The sequence below is a fragment of the Erythrobacter sp. SCSIO 43205 genome (assembly GCF_019904235.1).
In the GTDB taxonomy this organism is placed as follows: domain Bacteria; phylum Pseudomonadota; class Alphaproteobacteria; order Sphingomonadales; family Sphingomonadaceae; genus Erythrobacter.
Genome location: NZ_CP063202.1, coordinates 229431 through 251472 on the forward strand (window position 1 = coordinate 229431; position 22042 = coordinate 251472).

Here is a 22042-nt window from a genome sequence, read left to right on the forward strand (position 1 = left end):
CAATCATTGACCCCATCCCCCGGTGCCTCCCTTAGGGGGCACCCGAATTGGTTTTCGTCTCCATCCTGCTGTATTTTCGCAAGTGTGAGCGCTCACTGTGCGAGTCGCTTACCGCAGGAGCCAAGGCGAACAGGAGGCCTTTATGGCCAGCCAGAGTGTGACTATCGAAGATGTGGCGAAGGCCGCCCATGTCTCACGCCAGACCGTCTCGCGGGTGATCAATCACGCCACGAATGTAAGCGAGAGCGCGCGCGAAAAGGTCGAAAAGGCGATCGAGGAATTGGGCTATGTCCCCAATCTTGCCGCAAGGCGCATGGGAGGCTCGCGCTCTTACGTGTTGATGGCCTTGATTGAGCGGGGTGCTGCCCACCACCTGCCACTGGGCGAAATGCTGATGGCTGGCCTCGATGAGTGTTCAGCCAACGGTTATCATATCATGTTTGAACAAATCGCCGCGCCCAGCGCCGCGCTGCAATTCAGCGAAGCGGAAGCTGAGATGGGCCGCGTGCTTATGCCGATTATCGGCGCGGTGCAGCCCGATGGGGTTGTTATCCTACCTCCGCTTGATCACTGCGCACCGCTGCTCAGCGCTCTTAAAAAGCGCGGTGTTGCAAGCGCTTGCCTTGCCAATCGGCAGGAGTTCGGGCGCACGGTGCCCGGCCTTGACGAAGGGGCTTTCGCGCAAACCGCCGCTGACAGGCTCGTCGCGCTGGGTCATCGCCAGATCGGGTTTGTGCCGGGCGCGGGCGACCGCCAGCGTTCGCAAAGGCGCATCGAGGGCTATCGCCGCAGGCTTGCCGAAGCGGGCAGCCGCGCACAGCGTCATTTCGTTGCCGAGCCGGTGAGCGATGCGGCCAGCGCGAGAGCTTTGGCGCGCGAGTGGCTAACCCCCACCATCCGCCCCACCGCGATCATCACCGAAACCGCAGAGGCAGCGCTTGCCTTTGCGCAGGTCGCGCGCACCATGAAGCTTTCTGTTCCGCATGATTTGTCTATCCTCTCGCTTGAGGAGACACCCTCGCTCGCTGACGCAACGCCGGGAATTTCCGCGCTGCATTTGCCTTATGGGACGATGTTCGGACGCGCTTGCGAAAAGCTTATCAAGAAAGAGCAGAGCGAAGGGGAGGAGAACCTGCAGCAAGCCTGCGTCTTTGTCGAACGCGCCAGCACTGGCAAGGCTCCGCGCGTCGTCTGAAGCAGCGCAGCGCGCGCTCTTGAACGCTTTCTAACAGACATTGTCACCTGCGTAACGATGCTTGTCAGCGGACGAGCGCCGCGCACTGCTCCATTGCATCATCTGTGAGCCCCCATGCGGGGCAAGTTCAAGGTGACAATGGGGGCAGTCTTCAACATGACCAGATTTTTCCACGCAGCGCGCCAAATGGCTCTCGCGGGTGCGGCATCGCTAGCGGTATGCGCGCCTGCGGTGGCGCAAGCGCAGACAACGCCAGAGGCCGGTGCTGACGCAAATTTCGAAGCGCTCGAAGCGCAGGCGAGTGAGAGGGCCGGTGATCCCGCCTTCGACTATCAGCTTGGCATTGCTGCGATTGATGCAGGGCGCTTTGGCGATGCCATCATCGCGCTTCAACGCGTGATCGCGGTTCAACCCGACAATGCAGCGGCCCGGGCAGAATTGGCCCGCGCCTATGCGCTTGCTGGCGATATCGACACCGCGCGCGAACAGTTTGCGACCGTGGTGGATGACCCCACTCTGCCCGATCCCGTGCGCCAACGCTTCACCGGCTTTGTGCGCCAGTTCGACAAGCAGATCGCAGGCGGCGGCTCGGATGTAAGCGGCTTTTTCGATGCGCGGGTGGGCTATGATGACAATATCAACACCGCCACCGCGCAGGACACCATCGTCATCCCGCTTTTCAGCTTTCTTGGCGCTGGCCAATTGGGTGCCGCAGCACAAGCGCAAAGCGATGAGTATTACGAGCTTACTGGCGGCGTCTCCGGAGTCACCGCGATCGGACGCCAAGACCGCCTATTTGCATCCGCACTCGGCAGCTGGCGCGACAATTTCAGCTCTAGTGCATTTGATCAGGCCGCCGTTACCGCGACCGCTGGTTATGCCCACACCTTTGGCAATCGCGACGTGATCTCCCTTTCAGGGCAGGCGCAGCGGTTCTGGCTTGATGACAATGGCTTCCGCTCGTCTGTGGGTGCGATTGCGCAATACACAAAACCGCTCTCAAATGGCCGCGCGCTGAGCGTTTCGGCGCAGTGGAACCGGCTCAACTTCGATGGCGATCCCTTGCGCGATGCAGACCGTTTTGCAGCAGGCGTCGGCTTTGTCGGAGCAAATTTTGCCGCCAATATCTCCGGGGGCAAGGAAGAAACCCGCAGACAAGCGGGGCGATGCGCAAAGCTTTGGCTTTGTCGGCCAATGTCGGCGCAGAAGTGCCCGTTGCCAAACGCATCGCATTGGTCGGAGGCGCGGCGTTTGATCTTCGTCGCCATGACACAAGCGACCCACTCTTCCTGACGAAGCGCGAGGATGAACGCCTCGATGTTCGTGGCGGAGTGAAAGTCGCCGTGCTCGACAATCTCTTCCTCCAGCCCAGCGCCACTTACACGCGCAATTGGAGCAACATCCCCCTTTTCGACTTTGAGCGTTGGACCGTTTCGGTCGGCGCGCGTCTCGAATTTTGATTTTTCCTTGGAGGCAATGACATGACCGCCATTTCAACAACTTCGAAAGCCACCTCGCGCGTCCTTCTTATCAGTGCATCCGCGCTTGCGCTTAGCGTTCCGGCAAGCGCCAATGATGTCCTTTTCAGCACGTCAGCAATGCAGGTCCAGGCCGGACAGCGAACCACGCAAACCGCTGGCCTGACGCAGATCAAGCTGAAGTCCGGTGCGACCGTTTCGATCACTCAAGGGACGCAATATACACTCAATGAAGACGGCTCGATTGACCTTCACAAAGGTTCGATCACCGTTGCTGGCGGAGCGCGGTCCTCGGCAGAGGTCCGTTTGCCCGGTGGTACTATGGCCAAGCTTTATGGCGGTAATGCCTCAGCAAGCTTTTCGGTTGCAGAGGACGGCAGCGCTTCTGGCCATACGCTGACAGGCACCGTTCGTGTGCGCCCGGAAAATGGGCGCTCCAAGACCTATAGATCGGGCGATATGTGGGGCGCGAAGGTAGGCGACGCGCCAAAACGCACCATTGCCAACGCTCCCCAAAGACAGCCCGGCGCGACAAAAGAGCCGGTTGAAGTCGCCACCATCAGCGGCGATGCAGGGCCAGTGAACGCGGCTCTCAACGGTATCCCGGTGACGCTGGGCGACGGGCTTGCAGGGGTGGGCGCGTCAAGCGACATTGTTGCAGCAGGCCGCCGCGTTGAACTTGCCATCGAAAACCCGACGATCGAACGCTTCCCAAGCGGCGATTTCGCAACGCTTATTGCAGCAGCCGCGCAGCTCGAAGACGTTTATGGCGGCACGCCGTTTGAGGCGGCGCAAGCCGACATAATCCGCAGCTATCTCGGGTTTCTGGCAAGCGGCGCGTCTGGCGCTGATTTCCTCACCGCCTATAGCGCATTTGCGCTCCAATATCTTGAGCTGATCCGCGCAGGCGGCGTGCCAAGCGGTTTTGCAAGCGGCACTGCCAATGCAGCCGACATCGACGCTTATCTCGCCTTTCTCCAACGCAATGGCGCGCTCGCCGGTCTGGCGGCGCAGGATCAGGCGCTTGTCGATGCCTATTTGCGCTTCCTTTCAAGCGGGCAGGACCGCGATGGTTTCGCATCTTCGCTGGCAGAGCTGACGCAAAACTATCTGGATTTCCTGCGCGCTGGCGGAGTGCCGACCGAATTTACCGGCGCAAGCCAGGAGGCGCTTGCCGATGCGATTGCCTTCCTTCAACAAAGCGGGCTGCTCGCCTCATTGAGCGCAAGCGATCAGGCATTCATCAGCGCCTTTATCGCCAATGGCGGCGCTGACTTCGCGGCCGTTTTCCAGCAGGCCTTGTCTGAATATTTTGCCTTTATTGCGAGCGGCCAATTGCCAAGCGATTTTAGTGCGCTCGATGAAACGACGCTGCGCGCTTATCTTGAGACGCTCAGCAATACAGGGCTGCTCGACCGCCTGCCGGCCGAACAAGCTCAGTTTTTCGCCGATTACCTCGCCTTCTTGCGCGATGGCGGTAGTGTTGATGGCTTTGCCGGGCTTCCGGTTTATCTCGACTATGTCGATGCTCTGAACGCCTATTTCGCCTTCTTGGAAGCGGGCGGATTGCCCAGTGAATACACCGAGCTCGATCAGGCCACCATCCAAGCCTATCTCGCCGCGCTTACAGCGGCGCAAGGGGGACTTGCAGGATTTGGCGATCTCAACGATTTCTTTGTCGAGTATTTCAACTTCCTGCTTGCCGGGAACGATCCTGATCTTTTCGACGGCCTGCCCGGTGCAGGCGGGAGTACAGGTGGCGGAAATACGGGGGGCGGAAACGGCGGTGGTAATCCGGGTGGAGGCAATAATCCTACGCTGGTTTACACTGGCGGGTTTACCCCACAAGGCACCGGGATCATTGGTGCAGGTTCATGGGCCGATGACGGCAGAGATCCGATTGACGACGCTTATGTCAGAGACATTCGCCTTCTGGGGCCGGGGGTCAACGATGCCATACTCGATGAAAATGGCGGGCTGGAGCAATATGTCTTTGCGCGGCAGAATTTCGTTTATGCCGACCGCGGAACGGCGCAAACGGTCGAGATCAGCGGTAATGAAGACCTTCTGATCGGCCGCTGGACCAATGGCACCTATCAACGCTCAAACGGCAGGGGCGAGCTTTTCGGCTATGATCTGACCGCCAATCAGGGCTTCCATTACCTTTTGGCCAATGGATTTACCGGCCCTGCCGATTATCCCACCGGGCGGGTCGAATATGAATTGCTGGCTGCGACCTCTCCGACCTTGATTGACGGATCGCAAGCACCCGGCACCTTTGCAGCCGATGCTGCAATCATTTTCGGCACGAGCCCCGCGTTCGCAATCGAGGGCTCAATCGGATTTGCCGACTTCACCTATAATTTTGCAACCGATGGCGGAGTTGAGGGAGAGGGCCAAGCGATTTTCCTGCCCAGCGAAGGCAGCGGAAATCTAGGCTATTTCAACGTCGCAGCACCCGGATCACGCGGCGCAGGTTTTGATGGACAGATCGTATTTCAGGTTCAGATCCCCGATGCACAAGCCTCGCAATTTGGCACGCAATACACCGCGAGCGATTTCAACCTAAGCAACTCTGCTGATGCGGTGGCAATCGTCGGTGCAGCAATCTTCGGCGCGGTTGATGGCGATGGTGGAAACGCTGGCGGCAACGACACCGTGCTCAGCGATCAGGCCGTCACTTTCATCTCGCTGGAAAACGGTCGCGAGATTTATGATCGGCGCTTTACCGACGTCACTTATGACGAAGGCACTGGCGCACCCATTGGCCTGTTCGTCGCAGAAGCTTTGAGCCCTCAACTCGGCGATGCTGAGCTTGTGGACACCGGAAGCACGCCAGACGGCAATCTTGCCTGGGGCCGTTGGCGCAATGGGACAATCGGGGGCCAGATCAATGGCGAAGCCAACATCACGCTTGGCAGTCAAGGCCTGCATATTTTCTCGGGCACCAATCCTGATACTTTACCCACATCAGGGCTGATCGAATATGAATTGATAGGCTCCACCACGCCCACATTGACCAATGGCGCAACAGGCACGCTGGATGCGGCACGAGCGGTCGTGGCTTACGGAACCGAGGCTAAACTTGGCCTTGATTTCACCGTCAGCGCCGATGGTTCGAGCTATAATGTGACAACGCCCGGCGGGCTTGATGCTACGGCTCAAAACGGTCTTTCAGTGAGCGCCAACAACATCTTTGCGCTTGTGAATTCCAACGGAACCGGAGGGCTGGAAATTTCGGGCACAGGCTCGATCTGCGATAGCGCGACGTGTCGGGTCGATCTTCGCGGAGCATTCTATGGGGATGGCAGTTCCAATCCGAGCATTGGCCTTGCCTATTCTATCGGAGAGCTTTCCGCGCTGCGCGTCTATGGAACCTTTGCCCTAGGCCCGCTGGGTGAGTTCAACGATGGCGGCAATGGCGGCGGCGGCATGGGAGGCGGCAGCGGCTTTACCGGCACGCGCGATAATCTGGTCTATTACAATTTCCTCGACGGATCGCTGAACACAGGCTTTGGCGGGTCGGTTGACTTTGTCGATGGTCAGATCACGGGTATGTCATCGCTCGTAGGCACCGTTTCCAGCAATGATGCCACCATTGTCGAAGCCACGGATCTTGGCGAAGTCGCTTGGGCGCGCTGGACCAATGGTACAGTGCTTACCACCGGGCTTCTGGGCAATCTCGATTTTGATGTGGGGCCCAATGGCGGCTACCATGTGATGGCGGGCGAAGTGACGACAAGCCTTCCTGGCGGAACGGTTGCCTATGAGCTAATCGGCGGCACTTCGGCGACTGATAACGCTGGCAATGCGCCCGGCACGCTTACTGGTGATCTTGCCATCGCGTTCGGCACGACGTCCCTGGTTGGATATGATCTTACGATGGATGTTGGCGGGCGCAGCTGGTCGGTGTCGACCAATGGCGGTGCGGCTGATCCGGCAAGCAGCGATATCAACCTTGTTGTGAGCAGCGCGGGTTTCACCTTTGGCGGCTCGTTCACAAACTCTGTCGGTACAGTCACTTCAACCGGGGACGCCTGCTCCATCAGTTGCTTCATCAATGTCAGCGGAACGCTTTATGGCGATGATGCTGCCTATGCGGCTTTGGCGATGAATGTGACTGACAGTGCGATTGGACGCGTGGTCGCTGCGTCAGGTATCGCCGTCTTCGGACAGGAAGGGGCTGCAAGCGCCTCCAGCGTTCAGGCCCCTTTGAGCGCCAGCGCTGGTGCGGATTGGAGCCGCTGGGATGTCGCCGCCTCTGCCACGAGCGATGCGCCAGCGGCAATGGCTCCGACGACGCAGCCCTCCCTTGCCGCAACTACCGCTAGCGCAGCTACCGACCGTGCCAGCGCGATTGTCCAAGCTGAAGCGATGACGGGCGGCATGGTCAGCTGGGGTGGTGCTCAGCAGCAATAGGCCCCACAAAAGGCGCACGGGCCACGCACCTAACAGTGTTTGTCATCCTCGTGACAAGGACTGTGTGTGGTCCGCGCGCCTCCGGCTTGCGACAAGCTTTCTCACGCAAAACGCAAAGGGGAAGTGTAATGAAACGACTGACTGCAAAACTGACATCCATCGCCATCATCACCGCTCTGGCATCACACGCGCCAGTGCAGGCCAAGGACGATGTCGAACTCGTCACTTGTGAGGAAAGCCTTGGCACTATCGCGATTGTCGATGGCGACACGCAAGGTTGGGCCGAATTTGGCCTCGGATCCCCTCGGCCGATCATCAATTCACTCGCAGTCGATTCGGGCTGTTTCACTCCGCATTCTCCGGCAAGCAGTGAGCCAGCCGATTTCCTGATGAATGTGATCGCAGGGTCGAGCGAAGAGGTCGATCAATCCATCGAAATCGCCAAGACTGCCGCGGTTGAAGGTCTGGTGCGCTCTGGCGCGGCGACGTCCGTGATGAGCCGCGTTCCTGGCGCTGGCGCAGTCATGGGAATGTTCAATATGTTTGGCGGAAAGAAAAAGCGCGTTGCCGCTGGCATCAAGCTGCTCTCGCCTTCCACTGGTCTTGCGGTTGTCACCGGCTCTGGCACCGTCAAAAAAAGCACTTTGAGCTTCCGCGGGGCATCGCCATGGGGCGCGATTGGCAATCAGGCAGGCTATAGCGACAGCCGTCAGGGCAAACAGCTGGTCGAGGCATTTGTCCTCGCCTTCAACCAGGTTGTCGCACAAGAAGCTGCCATCCGCGCAACGCCGCGACCATCCGCCTCAGCCCCGGCCAGCGATGTCGCAACAGTCAATGTCGCAACCTCCATGCTCGCCATGCCGATGGACAGCGCTGAGACGGTGCGCGGGCTTGAGCCTGGCACGACCTTGAACCCGACCGGCAAACGCGAAGGTCTGTTTGTTGAGGTCGAAGACAACTTCGGCACCAAAGGCTGGGTTTCGGTCGAAGCGCTGAACTGATCGCACTTGAAAGGCGACCCGAGGGGGACGGGCGATGACTAAGACAGATGGCATCAAAGCTATGGCGCTTTTTGGCCAGCCTTACAAAGCGCCCGTCTCACCAAGAATTTCACCCTCAACATCAACCATCAGCTTGCAGGGACGACACGAGGATGGCACTTCTTCAACCAGCGATGGGTCCATCCCAGCGCGAACCAAGCCAAGGTGGGGGAATGGCACGACACGCTCTTAGAATTCTCTATGTTGAGGATGATCCGCGCACCGCTGCTGCAGTAAGCGAGCTTGCCGCATCTTGCGGTGACACTTTGGTGTGGGAAGAAAACGGGAGCGCGGCTCTCTTGCGGGCCGGAATGGAAGCGTTCGATGTTATCATCCTTGACCGGATGCTTGGCGATATTGACGGGCTCACCATCACAAAGCGCTTGCGGGAGAGTGGGATTGGCACGCCCATTCTCATGCTTTCAGCGCTAGGGCGCAGCAATGACCGCGCCGAAGGCTTGGATGCGGGCGCCGATGATTACATGGCCAAGCCTTATGAGCCCGACGAATTGATGGCCCGCCTTCGCGCGCTTCATCGCCGCGCTGCGGGACAGGAACATCAGGCGGTAATCATTTACGGCGCGTTCGAATGCCATTTGAAAGCGCGCACCGCCTTTCGAAATAACAAGCATCTTTCTTTAAGCCCCAAAGAGTTCGAGCTGTTTCGATATTTCATGGAAAACGCAGGCGAAACGGTCACGCGTGAAATGCTGCTTCGCGATGTATGGAATATCGACTTTGACCCGCAAACCAATGTGGTCGACGTCAATATCGGTCGCCTTCGCCGTAAGCTTGAAGAAGGCTTCGACAGCCCCGCACTTGAGACGATCTGGGGCTCTGGCTACCGCATCCTTGAAGGCGTGTGAGCGTGGAGGCACGCCGCTCTATCTTTTCGCGTATTGTGGCAGGCGCAATCGGGCTTTCTATCGTACTCGTCCTCGCGCTCTGGTTCGTGACGCATCAAACCGTGCTCACCACACTCGAAGATGGCGCTGCGAAAGAGGTTGACGTCGATATTGCCGGCCTCGTCGATATTTACGCGACAAGCGGGCTTGATGAACTGGCCGAGCGGATCAATGACCGCATTGCGCTGACCCCGTCAGAAGGAAACACACCGCACTATCTGCTCGCCAATAATGCAGGTGAAGTGATTGCTGGCGATATCGCCCGCTGGCCCTTGCTTGACCCGATGGTTTCAGAGACAGGCGAAATCGCGATCGGCGCAAAATCACAAGGCTTTGCAAGAGCGGTGCAATTGGGGCCGGACCTGCGGCTTCTGGTTGCACGGCGGACCGACAGCAACCGCGCGGTCTTACGCAATATCGCGCTTGCCTTTGCCGTGGGTGGGACGTTGTTTGTGCTGCTCGTCGCGCTTCTTGGCCGCATCGCAGCGCTAGGCCTGCAACGGCGCATCGGCCAGATTAATCTGGCGTTTCGCGACCCGGCACAGGCGACAAACCTGGCTCAGGTTTCGGGCGGCGATGAGATTGATGAGTTAACCGGCCATTCGGCGCGCGCGATCACAAGGCATCGCAATTTGAGCGAAGCTTACAAAGAAACCTCAGAACAGCTCGCGCATGAAATGCGCACGCCATTGTCGCATCTCGACAATCGGCTTTTGAAAGCGCTCGAAGCATCGCCCACCCCGCCTGTTGCGAAACGGCTGATGGAGGCGCGCAGCGAGATCAAGCGGCTGGTGCAAACGCTCGAATCGCTGCTCGACATTGCATCGAGCAAAAGCCGCAGGGGCGAACGCGCTGGTCTTGCGCCAGTTGATATGAGCGAAATGGTGAACAGCCTGTGCGAGCTTTATTCCGGCAGCGCAGAGGAAACCGGGCACAGCTTCACCTGGGAGGTGGAGCCCGGCGTCACGATTGACGGTGAAGAGCGTCAGCTCAGCCGCCTCATCACCAATCTGCTCGACAATGCGCTTAAATATGTGCCCGCAGGCGGCGCGGTGAGTGTGACGCTCAAGTCTGGGCCTGAATTGGTAGTGGCGGACAATGGTCCGGGCGTCGCGCCTGCTGACCGCGAGCGTATTTTTGATCGGTTTTATCGTGGCCGCTCCAATGATGGTGATGTGCATGGAAGCGGTTTGGGCCTCGCTCTCGCAAGAGCCATCGCAGAGCGCCACGGATTAACGCTGAGCCTCGATCACACCGAGGTTGGCTCCAGTTTTCGGCTGAAGAAGTGAGATTGGCTATGAGTGCGTTGAAACTACGGTCGAGTTTTTACAAGTCTTTTCGCGGTGCCAGGCGTAGTCTTCCGTCCATGGGGGAGAAAAAGACATCCGTCTTGGCAATCGGCGCTGGCGCATTGCTCGCTGGGCTTGGTTGCGCACCGCTGACCCCATCGCTCGAAGCGGCATCGCAGAGTCAAACGGCACAAACCACTGAATGGCGCGCCGCGCGGCTTGCGCAGGCGCTTGCCGATGCAGAGGCCGCGCATGAAAACGGCGAACAGACGCGGCTCGCCCAGCTTGTCAGCGCACTTACGATAAGCGGGCTTGCCCCGCGCGATGAGGGCAGTACCGACTATGTCAGTCAATGGAGCCTTGCGACTGGCGGCGAGGCGATCCCTTTCCGGGGCCGCTTGCTTGGCCCTGCTTATGTGCGCGGGGAACTTGCCCCCGGCGAGGTCTGGAAAAGCGCGCAAACCTTCAAATCGGGTGAGCCCAGCACGCTTGCCGTTTCGCACAAAGGCTCTGGCCCGGTGAGCCTGAGCGTGTCCGATCAAAGCGCGCGCAGCGTTTGCAATGCGCCGGGTCAAAAAGCCCCCGCCTGCCGCTTCACCCCCCTTTACACTCAGCGATATTCAATCGAACTCACCAATACGGGGCCAGGGCGTGCGGTTTATTTTCTCGTCTTTGATTAAGGCAATTGGTGCGGGCGCACTGCTTGCCAGCGCCGCTCCAGCCGCAGCGCAGTATTTCGACATCTATGGCGATGCCAATCGCACTCTGCCAGCGGCGCAAAGCGCTTATGATGCGATGGATGAGGATGCGTCGAAAGAAGCGCGCGCTAAGCTGACCTCTGACCTTATCATGGGCCTTATCGGCAAGGCGAAATATAAAGAGGCATACGAGCTTTATCTGGAAAGCGCCGAACTTAATCTGCATCCCGATGCCCGCATGGCAGCCATCGGTCACGGGCTCGTCGCCTTCACTAAGGATGAGGCGCTGATCACCCAATATATCGCCGCGCTCGAACAGATGGTCGAAAGCCCGTCATGCGCGCCGTGCTATGCCCGCACATTCGCCGCCCACCATTTGGGGCGGTATTATTTCATGCAGAACAAAGACCTTCCAAGGTCGATTGAATGGCATAAAAAGGCGCTCGACATCGCTCTTGTCGATCTGGCCGCAGATGATCCTGCGCGGGTCAATTTCGCCTATCAATACGCAGCGTATCTGCGCAATCAGGATTTGCCGGCAAGCGCAAAGGCGGTTCAATACACCGAAGCTCTCGCCATCGACCTTTTGCCGCGCGATGATCACTTGGGATGGCTTTATGTCTTTCTTGCCAATGCGCTGGTCGCTTTGGACAGCGGACGAACAGCAGAGGCCGCCGATCTGTTCGGGCGCATTGCGGATATTGGTGTGAAGGAATGGGGGCCAACCGACCCGCAATTGCTTGGCATTTTTCAAAACACCGCCATTTTGAACTCGCGCCTTGGACGCACTGAGCAAGCGGTCAACGTCGCCTTGCGAGCCGAAGACAACCAAGCCTATTCCGACAAAGCCGAGCACGCCTATCATCAGGCCCTTATCGCCCGGCTTTTATTCGAAGATGCGCGCCCACAAGAGGCGGATCAGTATTTCGCACAAGCGATGGCGCTTTATGCAGACACGAGCGACGACGACACTTTCCATGCACAGGCGCGCATGAGCTATGCGAACACGCTAAGCATTCTGGGCAGGCACGAGGAAGCGCTTGAGCTGATGGGTAAAGCGCTGCCGATATTCGAGCAGCTCGAAGCCACCGTCCCGCAAGCCCGCGAATATCGGACTTTGGCCGCTATTATCTACGCGCGCGCTGGCGCGATGCAGACCGCCTCCGCGACGCTTGCGCCCGTGCTTGAGGTCAACGAAACGGCCCTGCTGGATATTTATGCCAAGGATCAGGATCGGCGCGCGGTGGCTTCTGATGGGACAGAGATTTTCCGCGATGCGACGTTGATCTCGCTTTTGAACGGTGATGAGGATCGCGCTTGGCGCAGTGCTCAGCTTGCTGTCATTAGCGACCTTGCCATGAGTGCAGCTGCCCTGACCTATCCCGGCGATCCGGAAGGTTTCGCAGCAGCGCTCGACGATGTGCGCCTTGCACGCACTGCCCAAGACGAAGCGCGCGTCGCATTGGCCAATGGAGAGGGAAGCGCGAGCGCCTTGGCCCGCGCGAGCGCACAGCGCGAGGCCGGAGAGACGCAATTGAACACGCGCTACCCCGATTTTGCCGAATATTTGCGACCCCAACCTCTTTCAATAAACGATGCGAGAGCGCTTTTAAGCGAAGGTGAAGCATACATCTTGCCAATGGTCTATTCCGACAGGGTGGTGACCATGGTGATCACCGCAGACGGGTTTGCCTGGGGTCAATCCCAAACCACCACCTTTGAAGCGCGCGAATTGATCGCTAACTTGCGCGCGTCACTCGATGCCAGCCTTGGCGGGGAAGATCAATTTGACGCTGAGGCTGCGCACCGTCTCTACGCTTTGATTTTCACCGATGAAGTGTTCGATGCGGTTCGCGACAAGGATAAGCTGATCTTTCCGGCAGGCGGCCCGTTGGCTGTCATCCCGCCTTCGGTTTTGGTCAGCGATATGCAAGAGGGCGAGGCTGCTGAATTCTTGGTCGAGCGCCACGCCATTGCTATCACGCCGGGTCTTGGTGGACGGGCCCTTGCCCGGCAAACTGCCCCCAAAAGCTTTGCCGGAATAGGCGCGCCCAGCCTTGCCGCCCCACCTGCCAACCGCTTTGCCCTTCGTGGCACGGTGGTTGATGTCAAAAGCATCAGCGCGCTGCCCTCGCTTCCGGGTGCCGATGAGGAGCTGACCGCTCTAAAATCCGCATTCGATGCCGCTGGCACGCTTGTCCTAACAGGCGATGCCGCAACCGAAGAAGCCGTGCGACAAGCGCCATTGGCCGATTACCAAATCCTCGCTTTTGCAACTCATGGTCTTGTGAGCGGCCAAATCGCTGGCCTTAGCGAACCGGCGCTTGTGCTGACCCCGGATGCGGCAAGCACATCTGCGCAAAACGATGGCCTCTTGACCGCAAGCGAAATCGGACGCCTGCGTCTTGCAGCGGATTGGGTGGTTTTATCAGCGTGCAACACGGCGGCGGGCGAAGGCGTTGCCTCACCCACCTATTCAGGCCTTGCAAGAGCGTTCCAACTCGCAGGCGCGCGCTCACTTCTCTTGTCGCATTGGCCCGTTCGCGATGATGTCGCTGCGCGCCTCAGCGTTGCAACGGTAAAGGCCTCTGGCAACGGCATGGAACGCAGCGAAGCGCTTCGCCAAGCGCAATTGAGCGTGATGAACGATGGCTCCACGAAGGACGCTCGCTCCCCTGTGCTCTGGGCGCCTTTTGTGATCATCGAATAAGCGCGCCGCACCTCGCGCTGACAACTTCCGATTGGGAACGATCTATTCCTTGCCTTGTACGGGTGAGGACAATCACCTTCAGGAGTTGAATTCGTGCAACTTACAATCGCGCTCATATCGGCAGCGATCATTTTCGGCGCCCTTGATGCCATCTGGCTAAGCTGGGCCGGGCCGAATTTCTATCGTCCTGCCATTGGCGAAGTCATGGCCGACGACTTTCGGCTCGCCCCTGCTTTGGTGTTCTATGCGCTTTATCTGGCTGGCATGGGATGGTTCGTGATCGCGCCGGCTGTGGCTGCACAGGACGTAAGTGCTGCTCTGCTCAACGGCGCTGCTTTAGGCGGACTTGCCTACGCCACTTATGACCTGACGAGCCAGGCGGTTTTGAAAGTCTGGTCCACGAAAGTGAGCCTTGCCGACATCGCCTGGGGCGCCTTTGCGACCGGCGCCACATCGGCACTTTCGACATTCATCGCGGTTCGGTTTTTCGGCTGATCCAAAGCGACACGAACGTCCATTCGACATCAAAAGGACACCACAAATGCAAATAACCGTTTTTGGAGCGACAGGCCGGGTCGGGTCGCGTGTGGTGGAGCAAGCCGTGGCGCGAGGGATGAGCGTGAAGGCTGCCTCGCACGACGAAACCAGCACGTCCAATGACAAGGTGACCTACTTCAAAACCGATGTTTTGAATGACGATCTGGCCGATGCGCTTGAAGGGTCCGACGCGGTGCTCTCATGCCTTGGAGTGGGCAATGATCCGGCGACCTTGCTTGACCCCCCGCCGCTTTACACCGACGGCACACTCAACATTGCATATGCGATGAAACAAACAGGGATCGATCGCTTAGCCGTCATTTCCGCAAGTTTTGTCGAAACTTTTGAACGCGGTCCGTTGCATTTTCGCGCAACTTTGCCCGCGCTTTCTCGTGTGTTCAAACAGATGGAGCGCATGGAAGCGCATCTTGCGGATCAGGAGACGCTGCGATGGACTGCGGTTCGGCCCGGCTGGATCATGGATGCGCCGCCATCCGAACACCCGATCGTCACCGAAAACACCATTCGCGAAGACCTCGTGCGCAGTCGCACGGGCGATATCGCCAATGTCTTTCTGGACGCGGTGCAGCACGACAAGTGGGTGCACGCAAAACCTGCTGTCGCCTCTGAGGAACCGGACGAGGACACATCCATTGAGGCCGTGGCAGAAGAGATCATCTGAATTCAAACATTTCCCCGACAATTCAAGAAAGGAGCAAATCCGATGAGTGGATATGAAGAAGGCACAAAGGTTCAGTGGGACTGGGGCGATGGAACCGCCTCAGGCAAAATCGTGCAAGTCTACACGCAGGAACGCACCCTTAAAATCGATGGCAATGAAGTGACCCGCGATGCCAGCGAAGATTGCCCGTCCTACAAGATTGAACAGGCTGATGGCCAAGAAGTGTTCAAAAGCCATTCCGAGGTGCGCAAGGCGTAGTACCAAATGAGCCATTTGCTGAGCAAGCATGGCGAATTTGGAACTTTGGGCGCGTAAATCTCTATCTGGAATGAAGGTTGTGATGCGGTCGATGATCTGACGCTCACGCGACGCGCCAAACAGCCGCAAACGAGATTGCCAAGAAGCAAACAAGGAGCCCGCCATGGTCTATGAAACTCAATCCCTCCCCGATCTGGACAACGACAAAAGCAATGTGCGTCGCGACTGTCTGGTTTTGATTGCGGACGGCGAGAAAGCCTTGTTCCTGCGCAATGTGGGCGATGCAAAACACCCGAACCTCGATGTTGTGCGGACCAAGGAACAGGACAATCCGCCCAACCGTGAACAGGCGGCCAACCGCCGCGGGCGGATGTTTGATGGCACTGGCCATAAATCAGCGGTCGATGACACCGATTGGCACCAGCTTGCGAAAGAACGCTTTGCGAGCGAGCTTGCCGAAATGCTTTACAAGCGCGCCCATCACGGCGAATTCGACGAGCTGATTGTCGCAGCAGACCCGTCAACCATGGGCGAACTGCGCAAGGAATGGCATCAGGAAGTCGAAAAACGCATCATTGCAGAGATCGACAAGGATTTGACCAATCACCAGATCGACGAAATTGAAAAGCTGATCGCCGAGAACGCGTAAGCGTGGCCGCGCGCAGCGTCCGGCACTTCCATGCAGCTTGTATCCGCTCTTCAGGAAGCCTGCGGTGCGCGCAGCGAGCCAGATCCCCCCGATGACCTTGTCTTTATTGACGGACAGACGCCGGGGATCACCCGTATCCGCAAAAAAGACAGGTTCATCTATCGCCATAGCGGTGCAAAGGCCGCGATAAGTGATGACGACAGGGCGCGGATCGACAGTCTAGGCATACCCCCGGCTTGGGAGGATGTCTGGATTTGTCCTGCGCCCAATGGATACCTCCAAGCCACTGGCACGGACGCTGCCAAGCGCAAACAGTACCGCTATCACCCGGCCTGGCGATCCTATCGCGAACGCACCAAATTCAGCACGCTCTTGGGCTTTGGCGCCAAGCTGCCCCGCATTCGCCGCCGTATACGGCGCGCGTTTCGCGAACGCGATCAGGCTGACTGCGAGCTAGTCACCGCAGCGCTCGTGCGCCTGCTTGATGATGCACCTTTGCGCATCGGCAGCACTGGCGGATCGGACAGCGCTCTTGGTGCATCGACCCTCAAGAGAGGCAATGTGCGCGTCGCCAACAACACTTTGCACCTCGATTACACCGCAAAAGGCGGCAAACGAGTGCGCAGACAGGTGAAAGACAGCCGCCTGCTCACGATTCTGGAAGATATTGACGACCTGCCAGGCAAAACCTTGTTTCGCTATGTCGGTGACGACGGCGAGATTTACAGACTCCGGTCAGAACAAGTGAATAGCTGGCTTCAGGACGTTACCGAAAACGAACAGATTTCGGCCAAGACGTTTCGCACTTGGGCAGGCTCTCTGGCAGCCTTCGAACACGCTTTGAGCGATGAAGCGCTGACGATCAAAGGGATGAGCGAAAAAGCAGCGCGCACTTTGCGCAATACTCCCGCCATTGCGCGCAGCAGCTACATTCATCCGGCAATCGTCGATCTGAAAGACACGCCGTTTGATGAGCGCGAAAGCCTGATCAGCGGCATCGACAAATCGGCGCGGGGTCTGACCCGGACGGAAACCGCCATGCTCTGCTTCCTTGCTGAAAAGGAAGGGATAAAGGTGGCATAAGCCGGTGCCCAAGCGATTTATACCTGCCTCAAAAGGCTATTATTCTACAAGATCAATCCTTCGCAGATGAAAATTCTGCAACCAATTTGGAACGTTTCATGCGCTCGTTCCTAAGCAAGGGTGAAAGGAACGGAACAATGAAAAAGACATTTGCAATCACCACTGCGCTCATCGCGTCTGTCACTCTTGCGGCCTGTGATGTTGAACAAACCGAAGAAGGCGAAATGCCCGATGTCGATGTGAACGTCGAAGAGGGCAATATGCCTGAATATGAAGTCGACGGCCCCGAAGTGACAACCGACACTGAGACGGTCGAAGTTCCAGTGCTCGAAGTTGAACCGGGCAATGTTGACGAAGAGCAAAGTCAATAAGCTTCCCCTGAAGCTAGTAATTCAAAATACACGCAATCGAGGGCCCTGCACTCCATTAGGAGCGCGGGGCCTTTGCTTTTCTTAAGTAATTCAAAAGAATGACTTTGTTGGAACGAGTGCCGAAGTGTCGTGTAGCTTTATTATGGAAAGCAAGGGAGAAACCGCCGGCTAGTCGGCTCACACTCGAAAGGAATGTACCATGGAATATGGAATTATTGGCTTACTCGTTCTTGCCCTCAACATCTGGGCCCTCTTCAGCATCTGGACCTCAGGCTCATCTGTCGCGGCCAAGATCGTCTGGACGATCCTTATTTTCGCGCTTCCCGTGATCGGCGTGATTGCGTGGCTCATCTTTGGCCCGCGTGGAACGATGCAGACCGCGTGAAGATAAGCCTCTGATTGAAAGAGAGGGGCCCCGCGCCTCTCCGTTCGAAAAACAGAACGCCGCGTGGCTCGAAGCTGCGCGGCGTTTTGTGTTGCTATGGACGAGGCGGTCAGCGCGTCTGTTTGAAATTAACCACGTTTTCAATTCGGCCGCCGTGTTCAACTTCCCTGATCCCGGCGACGAAAATCTCGGCGATATCAGTGGCATTCGCGGTGTCGGCAAGCGCCATCTTCACCCTGCCACCCTCCACAATATCGCAAAGCGTAGCGCGGGCACGCGAGGCGCGGCTTTTGACTGTCCCGGCAGCGCATCCCAGGATCTTGCCCGCTTCCTCATAGGTCAGATCACCGGGCCCTACGAGCATGACGGCTTCGAGCTGATCGAGCGGCAGTTCGGACATCGCCCTTTGCAGGTCAGCCAGGTCAAAGGTGGTCAATTGCGATGGCGGCGCGCAAAGCGTATTTTGCGCCGCTTGTTCATCATATTCCGCGACGAATTTCTTTTGACGCCGCACTTGATTGAGCCAGGTGTTCCGAAGGATCGTGAAGGACCAGCTCAAAAAACTGCTTCCCGGCTTAAACTGGTCGCGCGCAGCCCAAGCCTTGAGGAGTGTCTCCTGCGTGAGGTCCTGCGCCATATCTTCGCGTTTGCAAAGCTTCATTGCAAACCGCTTAAGCGCATCTTGCGAGGCAACCATCTGCGCCTGGAACTTGCGGGCGGAAAGGGCCTTTGTGAGCTTCTTTTTTGTCCGGGGCCAAGGATGACGCGGCTCGGTCCACCCCTTTGCGGTTGCCGGATTGCGCGAAATGTTCGTGCGGATCGGCTTGGTGCGAGGCGCAGAGTTTGCAGGTTGGACTTGAGCTGTCATAATTTCCCTTTCAAAGGAGATCGCCGGGCTGGGCGACAGCCAATAGACGGCGCAAGGGCAACAACGTTCCTGATTTAACATCAATCAAGTTTTCCCGATGCGGCGCTCCTGCTAAACGGCTTGTGGTTTTTGTGCCGGGGGAATTATCAGCCATGGTGAAAATGAAACTCGGCAGCGCGAAAGCGGCAGCTCTGAAATTGGCCCTATGCGGCCTCTTTTCCCTCGCATTGGCGCAATTTCACCCCGCCTTGGCTCAGAACGAGGGAGGCGATGAAAGCGCATCGCAAAACCCGATTGAGATTGCGGCCCCTGATGTCGCCGACGCACAGCAGGTCGCCGCCGATCAAGATCAGCTCGATGCTCTGATCACCCAGCGCCTGACGTCGATTTACGATGAGCTGAGTGGACTGGACCGCGTTCGTGTCATCACCCAATCCGGCGTTGTCACTCTTAGCGGAGAGGTTGCCAACGGTGAGGCCGCACAAGAGGCTATCGCTTTGGCCGAGCGGGTCGAAGGCGTCATTCTGGTGCGCGACCAGATCGAGCGGCTTCGCGATATTGAAAGCAATCTGTCGCCCGCGGTCGAAGGGCTTTCGGGTAAAATTGACGATGTGATAGCCGGCTTGCCGCTGCTTGCGGTTGCCATCGTCTTGTTTCTCGTGATCGCAATGGCCGGGCATTTGCTCGCCCGCTGGAAATCACTGTGGAGTGCGATACTGCCGAATGTCTTTTTGGCAGAGCTTGTGGCTCAAGCCGTGCGCGTGATCGCCATTATCATTGGTCTTGTGGGCGCGCTTAACCTGTTAGGCGCGAACGCATTGATGGGCACGATCCTTGGCGGTGCCGGTGTGGTCGGCATCGCCATAGGCTTTGCGGTGCGCGATACTCTGGAGAATTATGTCGCCTCGATCATGCTCAGCCTGCGCCAACCGTTTCGTTCCGAGGACCACGTGGTGATCGGTGATCGCGAAGGGATTGTCATCCGCCTGACCTCGCGCGCAACCATTTTGATGACGATGGAAGGCAACCATTTGCGCATCCCTAACGCGGATGTGTTCAAGGCAACCATCCTGAATTACACTCGCAACCCCGAACGGCGGTTTGAATTCGTGCTCGGCGTTGATGCAGAGGATGATCCCGCACTGGGCATTGAAACGGGTGTCGAGGCGCTGAAGGCGCTGCCGTTTCTATTGGAGACACAGGAACCCTTCGGGATCATCGAAGAGGTGGGCGATTCGAGCATCGTCCTGCGGTTTTTTGCCTGGGTTGATCAACGCAATACCGATTTTCCAAAGGCGCGCAGCCTCGCAATTCGGGCCGCTAAAAACGCGCTTGAAGAAAACGGCTTTACCCTGCCCGAACCCATATATCGGCTGCGGTTTGACCAGATGCCAGCCGCTCTCACCGCGCAAGTGCAAGAGCAGGGCCAGAGCAGTGATCAAGCCACCCGAACACCGCCATCCCCTGAACGCATGAAAGCCACCGATCCAAGCCTTAACGATGTCGCCCCTGACAGCGCGATCAAGGAAACCGTAGAGAAGGAGCGGTCGAAAACGAACGCCGAGGATTTACTCGACGAAACACGGCCCGTTGAGTGAGTGATTTCTTCGGATGACCCCCTGGCGCAGCGCTTTGCGAAGCTTACTCGCCATAAACGCGCGAAGGTGATAAATGGCTGGCAATAGGGGGCAATAAAGGTGAACCAGCGTGCACAGGATTGACCTTGAAAGCGAACTTTCGCGATGGCCCACCACCGGACGCTTTCTCGCGGGTCGTTTGCGCCATGCCATGACCGAGGAAGAGCGCGACATTATCGAAGACTCCATCCACGAAGTCGCAACAATCGAAAAGCCTACGCGCATCCTTGAACATGGCGCGGTTTACCATCGTTCGACCATGCTTATCGAAGGCTTTGTCGTTCGCACCATCGATGGACCGGAAAACCGCCATGCGGTCAGCTTCCATGTGCCGGGAGATTTCGTCGATTTGCACTGCTTTGCGCTCAAGCGGCTTGATCACAACATCGACACCATCGGCCCCGCCAAAGTCGGTTATGTCTCGCATCAGCGCCTGCGCAAGATCATGGAAGAGCGTCCCCAGCTCGCGCGGCTTTTGTGGTACTCGACCCTGCTTGATGCGGCCATGCACCGCGAATGGGTGATGAAGCTTGAGCAATTGACCACCGCGCGCCGCATTGCGCATATCTTTGCTGAAATCTGGCATCGGCTTCAAATGGTGGGTCTGGCGCAGGAAAACGGTTTCGACACGCCTTTGACCCAGTCTGAACTGGGCGAGATGTGCGGCGCAACCACTATTCACGTCAACCGCGCGCTGCGCGAATTGCGCGAAGAGGGGATCGCAGAATTTGTACGCGGCCGGGTGGAATTCAGCGATCGCAAACGCCTCGAAGCGTTCGGTCTGTTCGAGCCAGATTATCTCTACGGCGAAGGCACGAATTATTTGCGAGAAGGCTATTCACAAGAGCGCGCCCTTAGTGCTTAAGAAAATTTCAAAAGCCTAACATCTGTCAATAGACCGGCTGCGCTCACTGTCTGTATTGCCAAGCTCATGGACATCAGACGCAGTGCCTTTGCAACGCAGGATTTTCCGCTGAGCGGCGATTTTCTGGCAGGGCGCCTTCGCAAACATCTCAATCACGGCGACCTCACCTATATTGAGGGCCTGTTCGACCAGCCTCGCATCCTGCCCGCACGCGAAACACTCGTGCATCAGGGCAATCGCATGGATGTCAGCGCGATGCTTGTCTCCGGCTTTATGTTCCGCACAATCAACCGCGGGACCAATAGGCACATCGTCGGCATCCACTTGCCCGGCGATTTCGTCGATCTGCACTCTTTTGCGCTGAAGCGTTTGGACCACTCGATCGTCGCGGTCGACGATGTGAGCGTGGCTATGGTCGAACACGCGAAGCTTGAGCGCGTTATGCGCGAGCGGCCGCATATTGCGCGCGCCATGTGGTTTGCAACGCTGCTTGATGCGTCAATCCACCGCAAGTGGGTCCAAATCATGGAAAGCCTCGATGCACCGCGAAGGATTGCGCATATATTCTGCGAGCTGCAAAGCCGCCTGAAACTCATTGGCCGAGCCAGTGACAAGGTGGTGCGCACGCCGTTCACGCAAAAAGACATCGCCGATATGTCAGGCGTCAGCGCCATCCACGCCAACCGCGCCCTGAGCAAGCTTCGAGAGCTTGAATTGGCAGAGATCAGACGCGGTACTCTCTACACAGAGGACTGGGACGCTCTACGAAAATACGCCGGTTTCGACGCGAGCTATCTGTACGGCGACGGACCTCTGCAACTGAATGAAGGCTGGGAATGACCGCGCGCACACCGCGACAAGCCATCCCCGAAAAACTGGCGCACCCGAGAGGATTCGAACCTCTGGCCTCTGCCTTCGGAGGGCAGGTTTTAGATATAATCATGGACAAAGCCGGATACTAGAAACCGTTTAA

At 57.8% G+C, this 22042-nt stretch carries 19 protein-coding genes; 18 read left to right on the forward strand and 1 reads right to left on the reverse strand.

The genetic code is table 11. From position 1 onward, the window contains the following. The first annotated feature begins 142 nt into the window (after nucleotides 1–142). From INR77_RS01145 to INR77_RS01215, 15 genes are all read left to right on the forward strand, one after another. On the forward strand, nucleotides 143–1195 hold the full coding sequence (locus INR77_RS01145; protein ID WP_223072136.1) for a LacI family DNA-binding transcriptional regulator: 1053 nt from the start codon (nucleotides 143–145) through the stop codon (nucleotides 1193–1195). Nucleotides 1196–1351: 156 nt separating this feature from the next. Beyond that, on the forward strand, nucleotides 1352–2488 hold the full coding sequence (locus INR77_RS01150; RefSeq protein ID WP_223072137.1) for a tetratricopeptide repeat protein: 1137 nt from the start codon (nucleotides 1352–1354) through the stop codon (nucleotides 2486–2488). A 188-nt stretch (nucleotides 2489–2676) separates the two neighbouring features. Continuing rightward, the gene (locus INR77_RS01155; protein ID WP_223072138.1) at nucleotides 2677–7092 is read left to right on the forward strand and encodes a hypothetical protein; all 4416 of its coding nucleotides are present in this window, start codon (nucleotides 2677–2679) and stop codon (nucleotides 7090–7092) included. Between the two features lie 128 nt (nucleotides 7093–7220). Further along, nucleotides 7221–8093, forward strand: a complete 873-nt coding sequence (locus INR77_RS01160; RefSeq protein WP_223072139.1) for an SH3 domain-containing protein — start codon at nucleotides 7221–7223, stop codon at nucleotides 8091–8093. Nucleotides 8094–8305: 212 nt separating this feature from the next. Beyond that, on the forward strand, nucleotides 8306–8998 hold the full coding sequence (locus INR77_RS01165; protein WP_223072140.1) for a response regulator transcription factor: 693 nt from the start codon (nucleotides 8306–8308) through the stop codon (nucleotides 8996–8998). 2 nt (nucleotides 8999–9000) lie between these two features. Beyond that, nucleotides 9001–10326 (forward strand): HAMP domain-containing sensor histidine kinase, encoded by a 1326-nt coding sequence (locus INR77_RS01170; protein WP_255573851.1) that lies wholly within the window; start codon nucleotides 9001–9003, stop codon nucleotides 10324–10326. A 77-nt stretch (nucleotides 10327–10403) separates the two neighbouring features. Next, a complete protein-coding gene (locus INR77_RS01175) occupies nucleotides 10404–11006 on the forward strand; it encodes a hypothetical protein (protein WP_223072142.1) in 603 nt (200 codons plus the stop codon). Next, nucleotides 10978–13734: a CHAT domain-containing tetratricopeptide repeat protein gene (locus INR77_RS01180; RefSeq protein ID WP_223072143.1), complete on the forward strand. Its 2757-nt coding sequence runs from the start codon at nucleotides 10978–10980 to the stop codon at nucleotides 13732–13734. Before INR77_RS01175 ends, INR77_RS01180 begins: the two co-directional genes overlap by 29 nt. A gap of 93 nt (nucleotides 13735–13827) precedes the next feature. Further along, nucleotides 13828–14229, forward strand: a complete 402-nt coding sequence (locus INR77_RS01185) for a DUF2177 family protein (protein ID WP_223072144.1) — start codon at nucleotides 13828–13830, stop codon at nucleotides 14227–14229. 46 nt (nucleotides 14230–14275) lie between these two features. Next, complete coding sequence (locus INR77_RS01190) at nucleotides 14276–14953, forward strand: NAD(P)-dependent oxidoreductase (RefSeq protein WP_223072145.1); 678 nt, start codon at nucleotides 14276–14278, stop codon at nucleotides 14951–14953. Nucleotides 14954–14995: 42 nt separating this feature from the next. Further along, on the forward strand, nucleotides 14996–15211 hold the full coding sequence (locus INR77_RS01195; RefSeq protein ID WP_223072146.1) for a DUF2945 domain-containing protein: 216 nt from the start codon (nucleotides 14996–14998) through the stop codon (nucleotides 15209–15211). A 163-nt stretch (nucleotides 15212–15374) separates the two neighbouring features. Next, nucleotides 15375–15860, forward strand: a complete 486-nt coding sequence (locus INR77_RS01200; protein WP_223072147.1) for a host attachment family protein — start codon at nucleotides 15375–15377, stop codon at nucleotides 15858–15860. Between the two features lie 30 nt (nucleotides 15861–15890). Continuing rightward, the gene (locus INR77_RS01205) at nucleotides 15891–16943 is read left to right on the forward strand and encodes a DNA topoisomerase IB (protein WP_223072148.1); all 1053 of its coding nucleotides are present in this window, start codon (nucleotides 15891–15893) and stop codon (nucleotides 16941–16943) included. Nucleotides 16944–17080: 137 nt separating this feature from the next. Beyond that, on the forward strand, nucleotides 17081–17314 hold the full coding sequence (locus INR77_RS01210; RefSeq protein ID WP_223072149.1) for a hypothetical protein: 234 nt from the start codon (nucleotides 17081–17083) through the stop codon (nucleotides 17312–17314). Between the two features lie 199 nt (nucleotides 17315–17513). Then, the gene (locus INR77_RS01215) at nucleotides 17514–17699 is read left to right on the forward strand and encodes a PLDc N-terminal domain-containing protein (RefSeq protein ID WP_223072150.1); all 186 of its coding nucleotides are present in this window, start codon (nucleotides 17514–17516) and stop codon (nucleotides 17697–17699) included. A gap of 109 nt (nucleotides 17700–17808) precedes the next feature. Here the strand turns inward: INR77_RS01215 and INR77_RS01220 are convergent, their stop codons facing one another. Further along, nucleotides 17809–18567 (reverse strand): sigma-70 family RNA polymerase sigma factor, encoded by a 759-nt coding sequence (locus INR77_RS01220; RefSeq protein ID WP_223072151.1) that lies wholly within the window; start codon nucleotides 18565–18567, stop codon nucleotides 17809–17811. Nucleotides 18568–18719: 152 nt separating this feature from the next. Here INR77_RS01220 and INR77_RS01225 point away from each other — a divergent pair, with 152 nt between their 5' ends. From INR77_RS01225 to INR77_RS01235, 3 genes are all read left to right on the forward strand, one after another. Continuing rightward, nucleotides 18720–20165 (forward strand): mechanosensitive ion channel family protein, encoded by a 1446-nt coding sequence (locus INR77_RS01225; protein WP_223072152.1) that lies wholly within the window; start codon nucleotides 18720–18722, stop codon nucleotides 20163–20165. Between the two features lie 109 nt (nucleotides 20166–20274). Next, a complete protein-coding gene (locus tag INR77_RS01230) occupies nucleotides 20275–21069 on the forward strand; it encodes a Crp/Fnr family transcriptional regulator (protein WP_255573852.1) in 795 nt (264 codons plus the stop codon). 66 nt (nucleotides 21070–21135) lie between these two features. Next, the gene (locus tag INR77_RS01235) at nucleotides 21136–21909 is read left to right on the forward strand and encodes a Crp/Fnr family transcriptional regulator (RefSeq protein ID WP_223072153.1); all 774 of its coding nucleotides are present in this window, start codon (nucleotides 21136–21138) and stop codon (nucleotides 21907–21909) included. Nucleotides 21910–22042: the final 133 nt, after the last annotated feature.